Consider the following 17,628-nt stretch of genomic DNA (forward strand, 5'->3'; position numbering starts at 1 on the left):
CGGTCCCCGCCCGCCGCATGCTACAGGCCATCGGCGGGGCGGCGTGCGCGTGGGAATTCTCCCTTATGGGACGATTCCCTCGTGCTTGGCCGTCATCACCGTCGAGACGCGGTTGTTCGTGCCGAGCTTCCGGTAGACCTTCTCCAGGTGTCGGTTGACGGTGTGCGGCGAGATCGTCAGGCGGCGGGCGATGCCGTCGGCCGTCAGTCCCTCGGCCAGGAGGCCCAGGACGGTCAGTTCGCGAGGCGTCAGGTCGTGGCGCGGCGGTGGCGGGCGTCCCGGCAGGGTGGGCGGCGCCGCCTCCCGTAATCGCCGCAGCTCCCGTATGTGCCGGTCGGCGGCGGTCAGGAGGGGCTGGATCCGGGTCGCGAAGGCCAGGTCGTGCTCGGAGAAGTCGCCGGTCCGGCCCAGGACGAGGCCGCCCTGGGGGCCGTCCGCGCCGGGCAGGGGGATGCCGAGCTGCTGGGTGGTGCCGAAGTCGCGGCGGGCCTCGCTGTACCAGACGGAGTCGCGCCAGCTGTCGGTGAGTTCGCGCACGATCACGGGGCGGTGGGCGCGGGAGGCGAGGTAGGAGACCAGCGGGTGGTGCTGGCGGACCCGGCGCTGGACCACGTCGTTCACGTCCTGCACGCCCTGGCCGAGCGACCGGGGTGCCCAGCCCTGGGCCTCGCCGCGGTGGGCGTGGAGGTCGATCGCGGCGAAGACGACCGTGTTGAGGCCGAGGGCGTCGACGAGGTGTGCGGAGACGAGGTGCCAGAGGGACTCCGGGTCGTCGTGCTCCAGGACGGCGATGGTGAGGTCGAGCATGAACTCGTAGTCCCGCGCCCGGAGTCCGGGTCCATGACGTCGTGGCATGGCGGGTCCGTCCCCTCTCGGGTCCCCGTCCGCCGCATGCTACCGGCTGCGGGAAACGCCCCCAAGGGGCCCGGGGGCCGCGAGGGGGAGAGGGGCGAAGAGGAGGCGGATCGCGCCGACGTCGAATCCCCCGTGGCCGGCGTCGGCGCGATCGCGCGTCCCTGTCAGGGTCGCACGCGGGCCCTCGGTCGCACGATGGGAAGAACTTCCCACTCGGGGGTGGAGGTAGCCATACCCCCGGCCGTGTCCCCGGGCCGGTTCAGGGGACGATGCCCGCCTGCTGGGCCAGGAGCACGGTGGAGACGCGGTTGTTGGTGCCGAGCTTCCGGTAGATCTTCTCCAGATGGCGGTTGACCGTGTGCGGGGAGATCGCCAGTCGGCGGGCGATCCCCGCCGCCGTCAGGCCCTCCGCCAGCAGCCCCAGCACCGTCAGTTCGCGCGGTGTCAGGCCGTGCCCGGAGGGGTGGGCGGTGGTGAGGTCGGGGGCGGCGGTGCGCAGGCGGCGCAGTTCCTGGATGTGGTTGGCCGCGCCGATGAGCAGGGGCTGGAGGCGGGCGGCGAAGGCCACGTCCTGGGGGCGGAACCGGCCGTCGCGGCCCATGAGCACCAGCCGTGCCGTGCCGGGGGCGCCGGGGAGGGGCAGGCCCATCTGTTCGGTGATGCCGAAGTCCCGGCGCGCCTCGCTGTACCACTGGGTGTGCCGCCAGCCGGCGAAGATCTCGCCGACGGTCACCGGCTCCGCCTCGCCGCTCAGGGTGTAGGCCACCAGCGGATGGCGCTGGGTCACCCGGCGCTGGACGAGGTCCCCGACGAACGCCGCGAGCCGCGGCGGTGCCCAGCCCTCCACTTTTCCGGTCAGCCGGGCCACGTCCACGACCGAGAAGGTGACCGAGTCGCAGCCCACCGTCTCCAGGATCTGCGAGGTGATCAGTTGCCAGGACGACTCGGGGTCGTCGCTCTCCAGAACGGCGACGGCGAGGTCGAGTATCCGCTCGTAGTCGCGTGTCTGGAGCTGCTGGGTCCGTGCCGTCATCCCCGCCGTCCGCCCCCCGGCTCCACTGCCCGTCAGCCCCAGCGCCCCGTGCGGCCCAGCAGCAGGGCGGCGGCCGCCGTGCCGGCGGTCGAGGTGCGCAGAACGCTCGGGCCGAGGCGGTAGGGGTGGGCGCCGGCCTCGGCGAAGGCGGCGAGCTCCTCGGGGGAGACGCCGCCCTCCGGGCCGACGACCAGCACGATGTCGCCCGTCTCCGGCAGGGGCGCCGTGGCGAGCGGGGTGCTGCCCTCCTCGTGGAGGACGGCCGCGAAGTCGGCGCCCGCGAGGAGCCCGGCGACCTGCCGGGTGGTGGCGAGGTCGGCGACGGAGGGGAAGCGCAGGCGGCGGGCCTGCTTGCCGGCCTCGCGGGCGGTCGCGCGCCACTTGCCGAGGGACTTCAGGCCGCGCTCGCCCTTCCACTGGGTGACGCAGCGGGAGGCGGCCCAGGGCACGATCGCGTCGACGCCGGTCTCGGTCATGGTCTCGACGGCCACTTCGCCGCGGTCGCCCTTGGGCAGGGCCTGGACGACGGTGATCCGGGGCCGGGGTTCCGGCTCGGAGCGTACGGAGGTGACGGCGACGTCCAGGTGGTCCTTGCCCTCGACGGCGGCGACGGTGCCGTGGACGCCCGTGCCGGAGCCGTCGGTCAGGACGATCTCCTCGCCCACGCGCAGCCGGCGCACCGAGACCGCGTGGCGGCCCTCGGGTCCGTCCAGCGGGAAGACGGTGCCGGGGAAGACACCCGTGAGGGCGTCCTCCTCGACCAGGAAGACCGGGGCTGTCATGACGTACTCGCTCTCTCGCCGCGCCGATTCACACTCGTGTCCACCACTGCTCCGGTCACGTCCGCGCGCTCAATGTCGTGCGGGCCGCGTCCAGTTCGGCCGTCAGGAGCCGCACCAGGTCGCCGGCGGGGAGCTCCCGCGCCAGGCGGTGGCCCTGGCCGGCCCACAGGTTCATGCCCTGGGGGTCGCCGGCGGCGGCCGCCGCCTTGCGCAGGCCGGAGGTCAGGTAGTGGATCTGGGGGTAGGCGGCCGGGGCGTAGGGGCCGTGCTCCCGAAGGAAACGGTTCACCAGGCCGCGGGCGGGGCGGCCGGAGAAGGCCCGGGTGAGCTCGGTGCGGACGAACAGCGGATCGGTCAGGGCGCGCTTGTGCAGCTCGTGGGCCCCGGACTCCGGGCAGGGGAGGAAGGCCGTGCCGAGCTGGGCGGCGCTCGCGCCCGCCGCGAGGACGGCCGCCACCTGGGCGCCGCGCATCAGTCCGCCGGCCGCGACGACGGGCAGCGGGACGGCCTCCCGGACCTCGGCCACGAGCGCCAGCAGGCCGACCCCGGCGCCCGCGCCGTCGGCGTGCGGATCGTCGTGGTGGGTGCCCTGGTGGCCGCCGGCCTCTATGCCCTGGACGCAGAGCGCGTCGGCGCCCGCCTCCCGCGCGGCCAGCGCCTCGGCGACGGAGGTCACGGTCACCACGGTCACGGTGCCGACTCGGGCGAGGGCGTCCACGGCCGTGCGGTCGGGACACCCGAAAGTGAAGGAGACGACGGGGACGGGGTCGTCGAGGAGGACGGCGAGCTTGGCCTCGTAGCCGTCGTCGGAGCCCTGGTCGGTCTCGCCCAGCGGGGTCCGGTACCAGGTGGACTCGCCGGCCAGCTGCTCGGCGTAGACCTCGATCGCCGCGGGGTCGGCGGCGGGCGGCTGGGGCATGAAGAGGTTCACGCCGAAGGGGCGGGCCGTACGGGCGCGGAGCTGCTTGATCTCCTCGTACATCGCCGCGGGGGTCTTGTAGCCGGCGGCGAGGAAGCCGAGGCCGCCGGCGTCGCAGACGGCGGCGGCGAGGGCGGGAGTGGAGACACCGCCGGCCATGGGGGCCTGCACGATCGGGTGCTCGAACAGTCCGTTCAACGGGGCCATGAGCACATCGTGTCACAAGTGACGTAACCCGGGGCTCCGCCCCGGACCCCGCTCCTCAAACGCCGGAGGGGCTGAATTCAGCCCGTCCGGCGTTTGAGGACGAGACTTCGACTAACGGCCGTTGAACGCGTCCTTCAGCCGCGAGAACAGCCCCTGCTGCCCCGGCTTGAACTCGCCCGTCGGGCGCTCCTCGCCCCGCATCTTGGCGAGCTGGCGCAGCAGTTCCTCCTGCTGCGGGTCCAGCTTGGTCGGCGTGGTCACCTCGACGTGGACGACGAGGTCACCGCGGCCGCCGCCGCGCAGGTGGGTGACGCCGCGCTGGTGCAGCGGGATCGACTGGCCGGACTGGGTGCCCGGGCGGATGTCGATCTCCTCGACGCCGTCCAGGGTCTCCAGCGGCACCTTCGTGCCGAGCGCGGCCGCCGTCATCGGGATGGTGACCGTGCAGTGGAGATCGTCGCCGCGGCGCTGGAAGACCGGGTGGGGCTTCTCGTGGATCTCCACGTAGAGGTCGCCGGCCGGGCCGCCGCCGGGGCCGACCTCGCCCTCGCCCGCGAGCTGGATCCGGGTGCCGTTGTCGACACCGGCGGGGATCTTCACGGTCAGGTTCCGCCGGGACCGGATGCGGCCGTCGCCGGCGCACTCCGGGCACGGGGTCGGCACGACCGTGCCGAAGCCCTGGCACTGGGGGCAGGGGCGGGACGTCATGACCTGGCCCAGGAAGGACCGGGTGACCTGGGAGACCTCGCCGCGGCCGCGGCACATGTCACAGGTCTGCGCGGACGTGCCCGGGGCCGCGCCCTCGCCGCTGCACGTGGTGCAGACGACGGCGGTGTCGACCTGGATGTCCTTGGTGGTGCCGAAGGCCGCCTCGTTCAGGCTGACTTCCAGCCGGATCATGGCGTCCTGGCCGCGGCGGGTGCGCGAGCGCGGACCGCGCTGCGATGCCTGGCCGAAGAAGGCGTCCATGATGTCGGAGAAGTTGCCGAAGCCCGCGCCGAAGCCACCGCCGGCACCCGCGCCGCCCGAGGAGGACAGGGGGTCGCCGCCGAGGTCGTAGACCTGCTTCTTCTGCGGGTCGGAGAGGACCTCGTAAGCGGCGTTGATCTCCTTGAACCGCTCCTGGGTCTTCGGGTCCGGATTGACGTCCGGGTGGAGCTCGCGCGCGAGACGGCGGAAGGCCTTCTTGATCTCGTCTGCGGAGGCGTCGCGCCTGACGCCCAGGACCGCGTAGTAATCCGTGGCCACTTACGACTCCGCCAGGATCTGTCCGACGTAACGTGCCACTGCGCGTACCGCTCCCATCGTTCCGGGGTAGTCCATGCGGGTCGGTCCGACCACGCCGAGTTTGGCGACGGCCTCGCCGCCCGAACCGTAGCCGACAGCGACGACGGATGTGGAGTTCAGCCCCTCATGGGCGTTCTCGTGACCGATGCGGACGGTCATCTCCGAGCCCTTGGCCTCGCCGAGCAGCTTGAGCAGCACGACCTGCTCCTCCAGCGCCTCCAGCACGGGCCGGATCGTCAGCGGGAAGTCATGACCGAAACGAGTGAGATTGGCGGTACCGCCGATCATCAACCGCTCCTCGGTCTCCTCGACCAGCGTCTCCAGCAGGGTCGAGAGGACTGTGGAAACGGTTCCGCGATCATCCTTCTCGAAGGACTCGGGGAGGTCCTGCACCAGCTGCGGCACATCCGTGAACCGGCGGCCCACGACGCGGCTGTTCAGCCGCGCGCGCAGATCCGCCAGCGCGTTCTCACCGACCGGCGCCGGGCAGTCGACCATCCGCTGCTCGACCCGCCCGGTGTCGGTGATCAGGACGAGCATCACCCGGGCCGGGGCCAGGGAGAGCAGCTCCACATGACGAACCGTCGAACGGGTCAGCGAGGGGTACTGCACCACGGCGACCTGACGCGTCAGCTGCGCCAGCAGCCGGACGGTACGGGCCACCACGTCGTCCAGATCGACGGCGCCGTCCAGGAAGTTCTGGATGGCGCGCCGCTCGGGCGTCGACAGGGGCTTGACGCCCGCGAGCCTGTCGACGAAGAGGCGGTAGCCCTTGTCGGTCGGGATCCGGCCGGCGCTCGTGTGAGGCTGGGCGATGAAGCCCTCCTCCTCGAGCGCGGCCATGTCGTTGCGCACCGTCGCCGGGGAGACGCCCAGCTTGTGCCGCTCGGTGAGCGCCTTGGAGCCGACGGGCTCCTCGGTGCCGACATAGTCCTGGACGATCGCGCGCAATACCTCGAGCCTGCGTTCGCTCAGCATCTCGCGCGCACCTCCAGTCCAGTGGTCCAGCCGTCGTACGACCGTACGGGTTCTACGGTTTCTTACCGGGTCTCACAGGGTCTTCACCCCTGGCACTCAATGGTCACGAGTGCCAGATCCCTCCAGCCAGTGTACGGCCGGGCCCCACGGCAAGGGCAAGGGCCGTCCTCGCCGCGAGCCCGCGGCCGGGCCGCAGCAGGCAACCGTACCGCTCTGCCGCTAGCGTCGCGGTATGCAGACGCAAGGGGATGCCGGCACCGCGCACGCCGGTGGGGAGCACTGGGAACGGCTCGCGCCCGGGGTCGTACGCCGCAGGTTGCCGGGCTGGGACGCGACCGTCGGGGCGATCGCGGGGACGGACGGCGTGCTCGTCGTCGACACGGGTTCGTCGCTCCACGAGGGGGTGGAGATCCGCCGCGAGGTGCAGGAGCTCTTCGGGCTCCCCGTGACGCACATCGCACTCACCCACCCCCATTTCGACCATGTCCTGGGCACGGCGGCGTTCTCCGGCGTCCAGGTGTACGCGGCGGTGGGCGCCGCCGGGCTGATGGAGCGGGAGGGGGAGGAGCTGCGGCACGACGCGGTCCGGCACGGCATGGACCCCGACACCGCGGCCGAGGCCGTGGACCTCCTCGTCATCCCCCACCACCCGGTGTCCGGGGAGGTCACGGTCGACCTCGGCGGTGGGCGGCGGGTGCTGCTGGCCAACATCGGCCCCGGGCACACGGCGCACGACCTGGCCGCGCTGGTCGCGGGGGAACGCGAGGTCGTCTTCTGCGGTGACGTCGTCGAGGAGTCCGGCGAACCGCAGGCGGGGCCGGACGCCCTCCCGCACGCCTGGCCGGCGGCCCTGGACCGGCTGCTGTCCCTCGGCGGGGACGACGCGCTGTACGTGCCGGGACACGGCGCGGTGGTGGACGCGGCGTTCGTACGGGCGCAGCGCGACGCGCTGGCGGAGCGCTTCGGCGTGTCGTGACCGTGGTGCGGATCTCCGTGGTGTGGATCTTGAACCAGAATGGCCCGCATGTGGAGCAAGCGGTACAGCCCTGATCTCACTCCGCCGTGGAAGCGGTCCGCCCCCGTGCCCGAGGTCCCGGCCGATCCGGATCTCGTGGTCGAGGAGGTCACGACCGGTTTCTGCGGGGCGGTGATCCGCTGCGAGAAGACGGCCCAGGGGCCGACGGTGACGCTGGAGGACCGCTTCGGCAAGTGCCGGGTGTTCCCGATGGAGCCGCGCGGGTTCCTGCTGGACGGCCGCGTCGTCACCCTCGTCCGCCCGGTGGCGGCTCCCGCGGCCTCCCCGGCCCGTACCGCCTCCGGCTCCCTCGCCGTCCCCGGCGCCCGCGCCCGGGTCGCCCGCGCGGGCCGCATCTACGTCGAGGGCCGGCACGACGCGGAGCTCGTGGAGCGGGTGTGGGGCGACGACCTGCGCATCGAGGGCGTGGTCGTCGAGTACCTGGAGGGCGTCGACGACCTCCCGTCGATCGTCCGCTCCTTCGCCCCCGGCCCGGACGCCCGGCTCGGCGTCCTGGTCGACCACCTGGTGCCGGGCTCGAAGGAGTCACGGATCGCGGCGGAGGTGACGGGCGCGTACGAGCACGTGCTGGTCGTGGGTCACCCGTACGTGGACGTCTGGGAGGCGGTGAAGCCCGCGTCGGTGGGCATCCCGGGGTGGCCGTCCGTGCCGCGGGGGGAGGACTGGAAGACGGGGGTGTGCCGGGCGCTGGGGTGGCCGGCGAACACGGGGGCGGCGTGGCAGCGGATCCTTTCCGGCGTGCGGAGCTACAAGGACCTGGAGCCGGCGCTCCTGGGGCGGGTGGAGGAGCTGATCGACTTCGTGACGGTGGGGGGTTAGCGGGGGGTGCCGGGGAGGGTCCTGAATCCCGACGTGTCCAGCGTGACGCCCAGCATGTCGAGAGGCACCGGGTCGCCGAACTTGGTGGTTCGCTCCACCGCGTAATCGGCCCCTTCACCCGCGCCGACCGGCTCCGTGAGCAGGACGCACTTGGCGGCGAAGGGGTCGACGATCAGGTAAGCGGGCACCTGCCCAGCCGCGTAGACCGAGCGCTTGGTCTTGTAGTCCCGCAGGGCGCTGGTCTTCGAGACGACTTCGAGGAGCAGCGTGGCGGCTGCGGCGGGAACCAGCCGCCCGGGGCCCTCGAACGCGCCCTGCTCCATCACCAGCAGGTCCGGCTGCGGCTCGCTGTCCTCGCCCGGGATGGCGATGTCCTGGGTCTGGAGCGGCCACCAACGATCATCGGGAATCTGCTTCAGGACCGACAGGACGATCATGTTGTGGACCATGTCGGGCCCCGCCATCATCACGATTTCCCCCCGGAGAAGCTCGATCTTGTAGCGCTCGAACACCTCGGGGTGCTCGTCGATGAGTTCGATCAGTCGCTCGTCCACAGCGGTCATCTCCGTGGTCCTCCACATCTGCCGCATGCGTTCTAGCGGCAGCCTATGGAGTGAGGGTAGGCAGGCACCAAGCTCTTGCGCATCAGTTCACCCGAACAGGTAATCAGTCCACCAGGTCTCGGACCACCGCGTCCGCCAGCAGCCGCCCCCGCAGCGTCAGGGCCGCCCGGCCCTGCTCATAGGCGGCAGGCCGCAGCAGCCCGTCCGCGAGCGCCCGCGCGGCCGCCGCCGCGCCGGCAGGGCGCAGGAGTGACAGCGGGCACCCCTCCTCCAGCCGCAGCTCCAGCAGGATCCGCTCGACCCGCCGGTCCTCCTCGGAGAGGAGCTCCCGGCCCGCCCCCGGCGACCTCCCCTCGGCCAGCGCCTGCGCATACGCGCCGGGGTGCTTGACGTTCCACCACCGCACGCCCCCCACATGGGAGTGCGCGCCGGGGCCCGCGCCCCACCAGTCCGCGCCGCGCCAGTAGAGCTCGTTGTGGCGGCAGCGGCCCGCCTCGTCCGTCGCCCAGTTCGAGACCTCGTACCAGGAGAATCCCGCCGCCGAGAGCGCCTCCTCGGCGATCAGATAGCGGTCGGCGTGGACGTCGTCATCGGTCATGGGGACCTCACCGCGCCGGATGCGGCGGGCGAGCTGCGTGCCCTCCTCGACGATCAGGGCGTAGGCCGAGACGTGGTCGGGGCCCGCGCCGATGACCGCGTCCAGGGAGGCGCGCCAGTCGTCGTCGCTCTCCCCCGGCGTGCCGTAGATCAGGTCGAGGTTGACGTGCTCGAAGCCCGCCGCGCGTGCCTCGGCCACACAGGCCTCCGGGCGGCCCGGGGTATGCGTACGGTCGAGGATCTTCAGGACGTGCTGCCGGGCGCTCTGCATGCCGAAGGAGACGCGGTTGAAGCCGGCGGCCCGCAGCTCCTCCAGATAGCGGGGGTCGACGGACTCGGGGTTGGCCTCCGTGGTGACCTCGGCGCCGGGCGCCAGCCCGAACTCGTCGCGGATGGCGGCGAGCATCCGGCCCAGGTCGGCGGCCGGGAGCAGGGTCGGGGTGCCGCCGCCGACGAAGACCGTCTCGACCGGGCGGGGGTCGTCGCCGAGCACCTTGCGGGCCAGCCGGATCTCCTCGGCGACCGTCTCCGCGTAGTTGTCACGGGAGGCGAGGGCGCCGCCGGAGCCGCGCAGCTCGTTCGCGGTGTAGGTGTTGAAGTCGCAGTAGCCGCAGCGGGTGGCGCAGTACGGGACGTGGAGGTAGAAGCCGAGGGGCCGCTGCCCGGAGCCGTCGAGGGCGTGGCGGGGCAGTGCCCCGTCCTCGGGCATGGGCTCACCATCGGGCAGTACGGAAGGCATACCGTCCATTGTCCGGCATGCCGCGCCGTTCCCATCCCTTGATCGTTCCGATGGTCATTCCGCCCTGAGCACCAGCAACGCCAGATCGTCGTCCGGCGGGGTCGGCGCGAAGCCGTGGACGGCGTGGCGGATGCGCCCGGCGACGCCCTCGGCCGTGAGGCCCGCGCAGCCCGCGAGGGCGGCGGCGAGGCCGTCGCCGTCGTCGAAGAGGCGGTTGCCGGCCTTGCGCTCGGTGACGCCGTCGGTGACGCACAGCAGGGTGTCGCCGTGCGCCAGGTCGAAGGTCTGGCTGCCGTAGCCGACGTCGTCGACGACGCCCAGGAGCATCTGCGGCGCCGCCACGCTGCGCACCGACCCGTCGGGGCGCAGGAGCAGCGGCAGCGGGTGGCCGGCGCTGGCGAGGGTGCAGCGGACTCCCTCGCGGTGGGGCGCGAGCTCGCCGTAGAGGAGGGACAGGAAGCGCGGCCCCGTGGCGGCGGTCTCCGCTTCGGCCGCCTCCTCGCCGAGCATCCGGTTGAGCCGGGTGAGGACGTCGCCGACGCCGTACCCCTCCTTGCCGAGAAGCCGCAGCCAGGGGCGGACGAGGCCGGTGGTCACGGCGGCCTCGGGGCCGCTGCCGCAGACGTCGCCGAGGGCGAAGCACCAGCGGCCGCGGCCGGCCGCGAAGACGTCGTAGAAGTCGCCGCCGGCGGCCGTGTCGCCGCGGGGTTCGTAGACGACGGCCTTGTCGATGCCGGGGATCTCGGCGACGCGGCGCGGGAGCAGCCCGCGCTGGAGGATGTGGCTGATGGTGGCCTGGCGGGTGTATTTGCGGGCGGAGGCGAGGGACAGGGCGAGGCGGCGGGCGAAGTCCTCGGTGAGGGACACGACGTCGCCGCTCAGGGCAGTGGGCCCGGAGCGGCCGAGCAGGAGGGTGCCGACGCCCCGGCCGCCCGCGACCAGCCGGCAGGCCAGGGCCGAGCCCCCGGCGGGGCCGTAGGTGTGCGGCCAGGGTTCGGCGCGGCCGCCGGCGGCGAGGGCGGGCGGGGTGCGCTGGAGGGCGGTCCGGAGGGGTTCGACGCAGCTCTCGCGGGCGTGCCAGACGCGGGAGAGGCGCGGGGCGGGGCGGAGGCCGCCGGGGGTGGGCTCGGCGTCGAGCCAGACGGCGCACCAGTCGGCGAGGCGGGGGACGGCGAGCTGGGTGGCGAGGGAGGCGACGGTGTCCTCGTCGAACTGGCCGGAGAGCAGTTCGGAGGCCTCGGCGAGGAAGGACAGGGCGCGGTGGGGGCCGCTGTCGCCGCGGACGGGTGGTTCGCAGGGGGTGCCGGGGGCGAGGATCTCGGCGACCCGGAGGTCGCCGAGGAGGGTCTGGTCGACGGCGTACGCGGGACCCGTGGGGTCCCTTGGGCTGGTGGGGAGGTGGAACCAGACAGTCTTGTCGGTGCGGCGGTAGGCGGTGCCCCAGGTCTCGGCCAGTTCGGCGACGAGCCGCAGGCCCTGGCCGCTGTGGGCGGGCCCGTCGGCGCGGTCCCCGCAGCCCTGGCGGGGGCGGGCGCGGAACTCCCGGGTGGGGTGGTGGTCGGTGACCTCCACGACGAGGCTGCCGCCGCGCTCGGGGTCGAGCCGGCACTCGAGGTCGACCGAGGTGCCGGCGTGCACCACGGCGTTGGTCACCAGCTCGCTGACCAGCAGCGTGGCGTCGTCGGTGACCACGGCGTGGGCGTTCCACCCGGCGAGCACGCCGCGGACGAACCGCCGGGCGGCGGAGGGCGCGCGGGCGTCGCCGGGCAGGCTGGTACGGGCCGTGGGCGGCCCGGACGACGGCGGCCCGGACGACGGCGGGTCGGGACTACGAGCCGGGGTGCGCGGAACCGGCCCGTCCGTCCGGGGCTTCGGTGATGTCCTCACAGTGGAGCTCCTGACCGCATACGGCATAGTGCGGATTTCACCACCGACAGACTGACAGACTGTCGGTGTTCAGGTGCGCCGAGTTGAGCAAGTGACCGCTATGGGAGTACCCCGGCCGCACGGCCCCCGCTCGGGTCTCCCCCTCGCTCCTGCCTGTCAGTTCTCCCTGGCGCCCGCGTACATCTCCTCGATCAGGTCCTTGTACGTGCGCTCGACGACCGGCCGCTTGAGCTTGAGGCTGGGGGTCAGCTCGCCGTGCTCGATGTCGAGGTCGCGGGGCAGCAGCCGGAACTTCTTGATCGTCTGCCAGCGCTGGAGCCCCTCGTTGAGCTCCCGCACATAGCCGCCGATGAGCTTCTCGGTCTCCTCGGCGGCGACCACCTGCGCGTACGAGCGGTCCTCCATGCCCTGCTCCTTGGCCCAGGCCAGCAGGGCCGGGCCGTCCAGGGCGATGAGGGCGGTGCAGTAATTGCGGTCGGCGCCGTGCACCAGGATGTTGGAGACGTAGGGGCACACCGCCTTGAAGCGGCCCTCGATCTCGGCGGGGGCGATGTACTTGCCGCCCGATGTCTTGATCAGGTCCTTCTTCCGGTCGGTGATCCGCAGATAGCCGTCCGGGGAGAGCTCGCCGATGTCCCCGGTGTGGAACCAGCCGTCGGGCTCCAGGACCTCGCCGGTCTTCTCGGGCTGGCCGTGGTAGCCCTCCATCACGCCGGGGCTGCGCAGCAGGATCTCGCCGTCGTCGGCGATGCGCACCTCCGTGCCGGGCAGGGGCTTGCCGACCGTGCCGGTGCGGTAGGCCTCGCCGGGGTTGACGAGGTTGGCGGCGCTGGTCTCGGTCAGGCCGTAGCCCTCCAGGATGTGGATGCCGGCGCCGGCGAAGAAGTAGCCGATGTCGGGGGCGAGGGCGGAGGCGCCGGAGACACAGGCGCGCAGCCGGCCGCCGAAGGCGTCGCGGATCTTGGCGTAGACGAGGGCGTCGGCGACCCGGTGCTTGGCGGTGAGCCCGAAGGGGACGGCCTTGCTGCCGGTGCGGCGGTAGTTGTCCTGGGAGACCTTGGCGTACTCGCGGGCGACCTCGGCCGCCCAGCGGAAGATCTTGTACTTGGCGCCGCCGCCCTCACGGGCCTTGGCCGCGACCCCGTTGTAGACCTTCTCGAAGATCCGGGGGACGGCGGCCATATAGGTGGGCCGGACGACGGGCAGATTCTCGATGATCTTGTCGACCCGGCCGTCCACGGCGGTGATGTGCCCGACGCTGATGTGCCCGGCGGTGAGCACCTTGCCGAAGACGTGGGCGAGCGGCAGCCACAGGTACTGCACGTCGTCGGGGCGGACGAGCTCGGTGGCCTGGATCGCGCGGGACATGTACGACCAGGCGTCGTGGCGCAGCCGTACGCCCTTGGGGCGGCCGGTGGTGCCGGAGGTGTAGATGAGGGTGGCGAGCTGCTCCGGGCGCAGGGCGGCGATCCGGTCCTTGACGACCTCGGGGTGGCGCTCCAGGTGGGCGGTGCCGCGCTTCTCCAGGTCGGCGAGGGAGAGCACCCAGCCCTCCGGGTCGCCCTCGGCGGGGACGGCGTCGGCCTCCTCGATGACGACGACGTGGGCGAGGCCGGGCAGTTCGGCGCGGCGCAGCCGGGCCTTGGCGAGCTGGGCGGCGTCCTCGGCGATCAGGATCCGGCAGTCGGCGTCGGAGAGCATGAAGGCGGTCTCGTCGGCGTTGGTGCTGGGGTAGACGGGGGTGGTGGCGGTGCCCGCGCACATGATGCCGAGGTCGGCGAGGATCCAGTCCACCCGGGTGGAGCAGGCGAGGGCGACGCGTTCCTGGGGGAGGACGCCGAGGTCGATCAGGCCGGCCGCGATGGCGAAGACGCGGTCGGCGGCCTGCCGCCAGGTGAGCGAGGCCCAGGCGTCGGGGCCCTCGCCGGAGGGGGACGGCACGGGGTGGCGGTAGGCCTCCGCGTCCGGTGTGGCCTCGACCCGTTCGAGGAAGAGCGTTGCCACGGAGGGCGGCCTGTTCTCGATCAGAGCCTGTGTCTCGGTCACGGCATCCTCCGGAGCCCGCTTCGTCGCTGGACTGCTTTCGTAGGTTTCACCCTGGTGACCCGCGCTGGTGACCGGTGAGTAACCTCCGCGAGCAGTGATCAGACTAGAGCGGAAGGGCTCCTCGCGTAAGAGTGCGAGGACACACGGTTTGAGCCGCCGGAGACCACCGGAATCACCGAACTCCACAAACGACGACGTGCCCCGACCGGGACCGGTCGGGGCACGTCGTGCGCTCGCGCCGTGGGCGCGTGGGGGCTACTTCTTGCCCTTCTCGCCGCTCTCGTCGCTGGACAGCACCGCGATGAAGGCCTCCTGGGGAACCTCCACGCTGCCGACCATCTTCATGCGCTTCTTGCCTTCCTTCTGCTTCTCCAGCAGCTTCCGCTTACGGGAGATGTCACCGCCGTAGCACTTGGCGAGGACGTCCTTGCGGATGGCGCGCACGGTCTCACGGGCGATGACCCGCGAGCCGATGGCGGCCTGGATCGGCACCTCGAAGTTCTGCCGGGGGATGAGCTCGCGCAGCTTGGCGACGAGGCGGACGCCGTACGCGTACGCCTTGTCCTTGTGGGTGATCGCGGAGAAGGCGTCGACCTTGTCGCCGTGGAGCAGGATGTCGACCTTGACCAGGTCGGCGGTCTGCTCACCGGTGGGCTCGTAGTCCAGGGAGGCGTAGCCGCGGGTCTTGGACTTCAGCTGGTCGAAGAAGTCGAAGACGATCTCCGCGAGGGGCAGGGTGTAGCGCAGCTCGACCCGGTCCTCGGAGAGGTAGTCCATGCCCAGCATCGTGCCGCGGCGGGACTGGCAGAGCTCCATGATCGCGCCGACGAACTCGGTGGGCGCGAGGACGGTCGCCTTGACGACCGGCTCGTGGACCTCGGCGATCTTGCCCTCGGGGAACTCGCTCGGGTTGGTGACGACGTGCTCGGCGCCGTCCTCCATCCGCACGTTGTAGACCACGTTGGGCGCGGTGGCGATGAGGTCGAGGCCGAACTCGCGCTCCAGCCGCTCGCGGACCACGTCCAGGTGGAGCAGGCCGAGGAAGCCGACGCGGAAGCCGAAGCCGAGGGCGGCGGAGGTCTCCGGCTCGTAGACGAGCGCGGCGTCGTTGAGCTGGAGCTTGTCGAGGGCCTCGCGCAGCTCCGGGTAGTCCGAGCCGTCCAGCGGGTACAGGCCCGAGAACACCATCGGCTTGGGGTCCTTGTAGCCGCCCAGCGCCTCGGTGGCGCCGTTCTGCTGGGAGGTGATCGTGTCACCGACCTTGGACTGCCGCACGTCCTTCACACCGGTGATGATGTAGCCCACCTCGCCGACGCCGAGGCCGTCGGCGGGCGTCATCTCGGGCGAGGAGACACCGATCTCCAGCAGCTCGTGGGTGGCGCCGGTCGACATCATCTTGATGCGCTCGCGCTTCTTGAGCTCACCGTCAACGACACGGACGTAGGTGACCACGCCGCGGTAGGAGTCGTAGACCGAGTCGAAGATCATGGCGCGGGCCGGGGCGTCCTTGACGCCGACCGGGGCCGGGACCTGGGCGACGACCTTGTCGAGCAGCTCGTCGACGCCGACACCGGTCTTCGCGGAGACCCGCAGCACGTCCTCGGGCTCGCAGCCGACGAGGTTCGCCAGCTCGGCGGCGAACTTCTCCGGCTGGGCGGCCGGCAGGTCGATCTTGTTGAGGACCGGGATGATCGTGAGGTCGTTCTCCATCGCCAGGTAGAGGTTGGCGAGGGTCTGGGCCTCGATGCCCTGGGCGGCGTCCACGAGGAGGATGCAGCCCTCGCACGCGGCCAGGGAGCGCGAGACCTCATAGGTGAAGTCCACGTGGCCCGGCGTGTCGATCATGTTGAGGATGTGGGTGTTGCCCTTGTCCTCGGTGGGCGCCCAGGGCAGCCGGACCGCCTGGGACTTGATCGTGATGCCGCGCTCGCGCTCGATGTCCATCCGGTCGAGGTACTGCGCGCGCATCTGCCGCTGGTCGACCACGCCGGTCAGCTGGAGCATCCGGTCGGCGAGCGTCGACTTGCCGTGGTCGATGTGCGCGATGATGCAGAAGTTACGGATCAGAGCCGGGTCGGTACGGCTCGGCTCGGGCACGTTGGTAGGGGTGGCGGGCACGCAGGATCCATTCGGTGACTTCGGCGCGGAGGCGCCAGTCTCGGCGGGAGTCGGGTATACGACCCCACCATGGTCCCATGAGCGGCGGGTACGGTCCGGTTTGGGACGGCCGAGTGGCTGCTGGTAGCCTGGTGCACTGTGCCTGTCGTGCCTCTCACGCGACGGGATCCCATGGCCACCGGTCGCGGGATCATGCACTTATCGAAATCCAACGAACCTGAAAAGGCTCTTTTCGTGGCGAACATCAAGTCCCAGATGAAGCGGAACAAGACCAACGAGAAGGCGCGCCTGCGTAACAAGGCCGTCAAGTCCTCGGTCAAGACCGCTGTCCGTGCGGCCCGCGAGGCCATCGTCGCCGGTGACGCCGAGAAGGCCACCGCCGCCGTCGCCTTCGCCGGCAAGAAGCTCGACAAGGCCGCCAGCAAGGGTGTCCTGCACAAGAACGCCGCTGCCAACAAGAAGTCGGCGCTGGCCAAGCAGGTTGCCGCCCTCCAGGGCTGAAGCCTCTCCGGGGCGTGAGCCCCGGTCCTTCGCCGGTTTCGGATCCAGCGGCCCCTCTACCGCTCCGTTCCCGGCACCCCGCCGCGCTCGGTCGTTCGCCACGCGGGTGCGGCATGAGCCCTTTGGGCTCGCCTGAACGATCCCGGAGGCCCGTCTCCCCCCTTCCCCAGGGCGGAGACGGGCCTCCGGGCATTTCCGGGGCCGCGCCGCCGGCCTGAAGCGGGTCCATGTGCGGGCTGTGGGGGTCTACGTACGGCTGTGGGGGTCTACGTGCGGCTGCGGGCAGCTCGGGCCACCGCCACCACCGCCTTCTCCAGGGCGTACTCGGGGTCGTCGCCGCCGCCCTTGACGCCGGCATCGGCCTCGGCGATCGCGGTGAGGGCGGCCGCCACCCCGTCCGCGGACCAGCCGCGCATCTGCTGACGCACCCGGTCGATCTTCCACGGCGGCATGCCCAGCTCCCGGGCGAGATCCCCGGGGCGGGCGCCACGCGGCGCGGAGGCGAGCTTGCCGATCGATCGGACGCCCTGCGCCAGGGCGCTGGTGATCAGCACGGGGGCGACACCCGTGGAGATCGCCCAGCGCAGGGCCTCCAGGGCCTCGGCCGCCCGGCCCTCCACGGCACGGTCGGCGACGGTGAAGCTGGAGGCCTCCGCGCGGCCCGTGTAGTAGCGCGAGACGACGGACTCGTCGATGACGCCCTCGATGTCCGCGACGAGCTGGGCGCAGGCGCTCGCCAGCTCGCGCAGATCGCTGCCGATCGCGTCGACCAGGGCCTGACAGGCCTCCGGCGTCGCGGAGCGGCCCGTCGCGCGGAACTCCCCGCGGACGAACGCGAGCCGGTCCGCCGGCTTCGTCATCTTCGGGCAGGCGACCTCACGGGCCCCCGCCTTGCGGGCGGCGTCCAGCAGCCCCTTGCCCTTGGCACCGCCCGCGTGGAGCAGCACAAGGGTGATCTCCTCGGCGGGCGCGCCGAGGTAGCCCTTCACGTCCTTGATCGTGTCCGCGGAGAGGTCCTGAGCATTGCGGACGATCACGACTTTGCGCTCGGCGAAGAGCGACGGGCTGGTCAGCTCGGCCAGCGTGCCGGGCTGGAGCGCGTCGGGGGTGAGATCCCGGACGTCGGTGTCCGCGTCGGCCGCGCGGGCGGCCGCCACCACCTCCTGAACGGCGCGGTCGAGGAGGAGATCCTCCTGGCCCACGGCGATCGTCACGGGCGCGAGCAGGTCGTCGGTTGCAGTCTTCCTGGCCATCGTGACCA

The 17,628-nt window shown here is 72.1% G+C and carries 15 protein-coding genes; 3 read left to right on the forward strand and 12 right to left on the reverse strand.

Going from position 1 to position 17,628, the window contains the following annotated elements; all coding sequences use genetic code 11:
• Positions 1-63: 63 nt before the first annotated feature.
• The 6 genes from ACFYZR_RS03250 to hrcA all read right to left on the reverse strand — a co-directional run bounded on the left by ACFYZR_RS03250 (position 64) and on the right by hrcA (position 6,061).
• Complete coding sequence (locus tag ACFYZR_RS03250) at positions 64-855, reverse strand: response regulator transcription factor (RefSeq protein ID WP_391904194.1); 792 nt, start codon at positions 853-855, stop codon at positions 64-66.
• A 259-nt stretch (positions 856-1,114) separates the two neighbouring features.
• Positions 1,115-1,888 carry a response regulator transcription factor gene (locus ACFYZR_RS03255; protein ID WP_391904197.1) on the reverse strand — a complete coding sequence of 258 codons (774 nt, stop codon included), beginning with the start codon at positions 1,886-1,888 and terminating at the stop codon, positions 1,115-1,117.
• Between the two features lie 32 nt (positions 1,889-1,920).
• Entirely contained in the window at positions 1,921-2,670 is a 750-nt protein-coding gene (locus ACFYZR_RS03260) for a 16S rRNA (uracil(1498)-N(3))-methyltransferase (RefSeq protein ID WP_391904200.1), read from the reverse strand.
• Between the two features lie 55 nt (positions 2,671-2,725).
• Positions 2,726-3,796 (reverse strand): nitronate monooxygenase, encoded by a 1,071-nt coding sequence (locus ACFYZR_RS03265; protein ID WP_391904203.1) that lies wholly within the window; start codon positions 3,794-3,796, stop codon positions 2,726-2,728.
• Positions 3,797-3,907: 111 nt separating this feature from the next.
• Positions 3,908-5,044, reverse strand: coding sequence for a molecular chaperone DnaJ (gene dnaJ, locus ACFYZR_RS03270; RefSeq protein ID WP_391904206.1), 1,137 nt, complete (start codon positions 5,042-5,044; stop codon positions 3,908-3,910).
• The gene (gene hrcA / locus ACFYZR_RS03275; protein ID WP_229350864.1) at positions 5,045-6,061 is read right to left on the reverse strand and encodes a heat-inducible transcriptional repressor HrcA; all 1,017 of its coding nucleotides are present in this window, start codon (positions 6,059-6,061) and stop codon (positions 5,045-5,047) included. It abuts the gene before it with no gap.
• A gap of 232 nt (positions 6,062-6,293) precedes the next feature.
• On the opposite strand from hrcA, the gene ACFYZR_RS03280 reads away from it, so the two are divergent.
• On the forward strand, positions 6,294-7,037 hold the full coding sequence (locus ACFYZR_RS03280; protein ID WP_391904209.1) for an MBL fold metallo-hydrolase: 744 nt from the start codon (positions 6,294-6,296) through the stop codon (positions 7,035-7,037).
• A 48-nt stretch (positions 7,038-7,085) separates the two neighbouring features.
• A complete protein-coding gene (locus ACFYZR_RS03285; RefSeq protein WP_391904212.1) occupies positions 7,086-7,916 on the forward strand; it encodes a DUF3097 domain-containing protein in 831 nt (276 codons plus the stop codon).
• On the opposite strand, the gene ACFYZR_RS03290 is transcribed toward ACFYZR_RS03285, so the two are convergent.
• The 5 genes from ACFYZR_RS03290 to lepA form a co-directional block, all read right to left on the reverse strand.
• Positions 7,913-8,479 carry a Uma2 family endonuclease gene (locus tag ACFYZR_RS03290; RefSeq protein WP_391904215.1) on the reverse strand — a complete coding sequence of 189 codons (567 nt, stop codon included), beginning with the start codon at positions 8,477-8,479 and terminating at the stop codon, positions 7,913-7,915. The two genes, ACFYZR_RS03285 and ACFYZR_RS03290, sit on opposite strands and share 4 nt — an antisense overlap.
• 103 nt (positions 8,480-8,582) lie before the next feature.
• Positions 8,583-9,815, reverse strand: coding sequence for a radical SAM family heme chaperone HemW (gene hemW / locus ACFYZR_RS03295; protein ID WP_391904218.1), 1,233 nt, complete (start codon positions 9,813-9,815; stop codon positions 8,583-8,585).
• A gap of 54 nt (positions 9,816-9,869) precedes the next feature.
• Positions 9,870-11,729: a SpoIIE family protein phosphatase gene (locus tag ACFYZR_RS03300; RefSeq protein ID WP_391904221.1), complete on the reverse strand. Its 1,860-nt coding sequence runs from the start codon at positions 11,727-11,729 to the stop codon at positions 9,870-9,872.
• Positions 11,730-11,858: 129 nt separating this feature from the next.
• Complete coding sequence (locus ACFYZR_RS03305; RefSeq protein ID WP_391904224.1) at positions 11,859-13,748, reverse strand: AMP-dependent synthetase/ligase; 1,890 nt, start codon at positions 13,746-13,748, stop codon at positions 11,859-11,861.
• 255 nt (positions 13,749-14,003) lie between these two features.
• Positions 14,004-15,866 (reverse strand): translation elongation factor 4, encoded by a 1,863-nt coding sequence (gene lepA, locus ACFYZR_RS03310; protein ID WP_391904227.1) that lies wholly within the window; start codon positions 15,864-15,866, stop codon positions 14,004-14,006.
• Positions 15,867-16,100: 234 nt separating this feature from the next.
• Here lepA and rpsT point away from each other — a divergent pair, with 234 nt between their 5' ends.
• Positions 16,101-16,367, forward strand: coding sequence for a 30S ribosomal protein S20 (gene rpsT / locus ACFYZR_RS03315; protein ID WP_229352153.1), 267 nt, complete (start codon positions 16,101-16,103; stop codon positions 16,365-16,367).
• 266 nt (positions 16,368-16,633) lie between these two features.
• Here rpsT and holA read toward each other — a convergent pair whose 3' ends face one another.
• On the reverse strand, positions 16,634-17,620 hold the full coding sequence (gene holA / locus ACFYZR_RS03320; RefSeq protein WP_391904231.1) for a DNA polymerase III subunit delta: 987 nt from the start codon (positions 17,618-17,620) through the stop codon (positions 16,634-16,636).
• Positions 17,621-17,628 lie beyond the last annotated feature (8 nt).

Origin of the sequence: Streptomyces sp. NPDC001678 (assembly GCF_042892945.1) — a bacterium.
GTDB lineage: Bacteria > Actinomycetota > Actinomycetes > Streptomycetales > Streptomycetaceae > Streptomyces.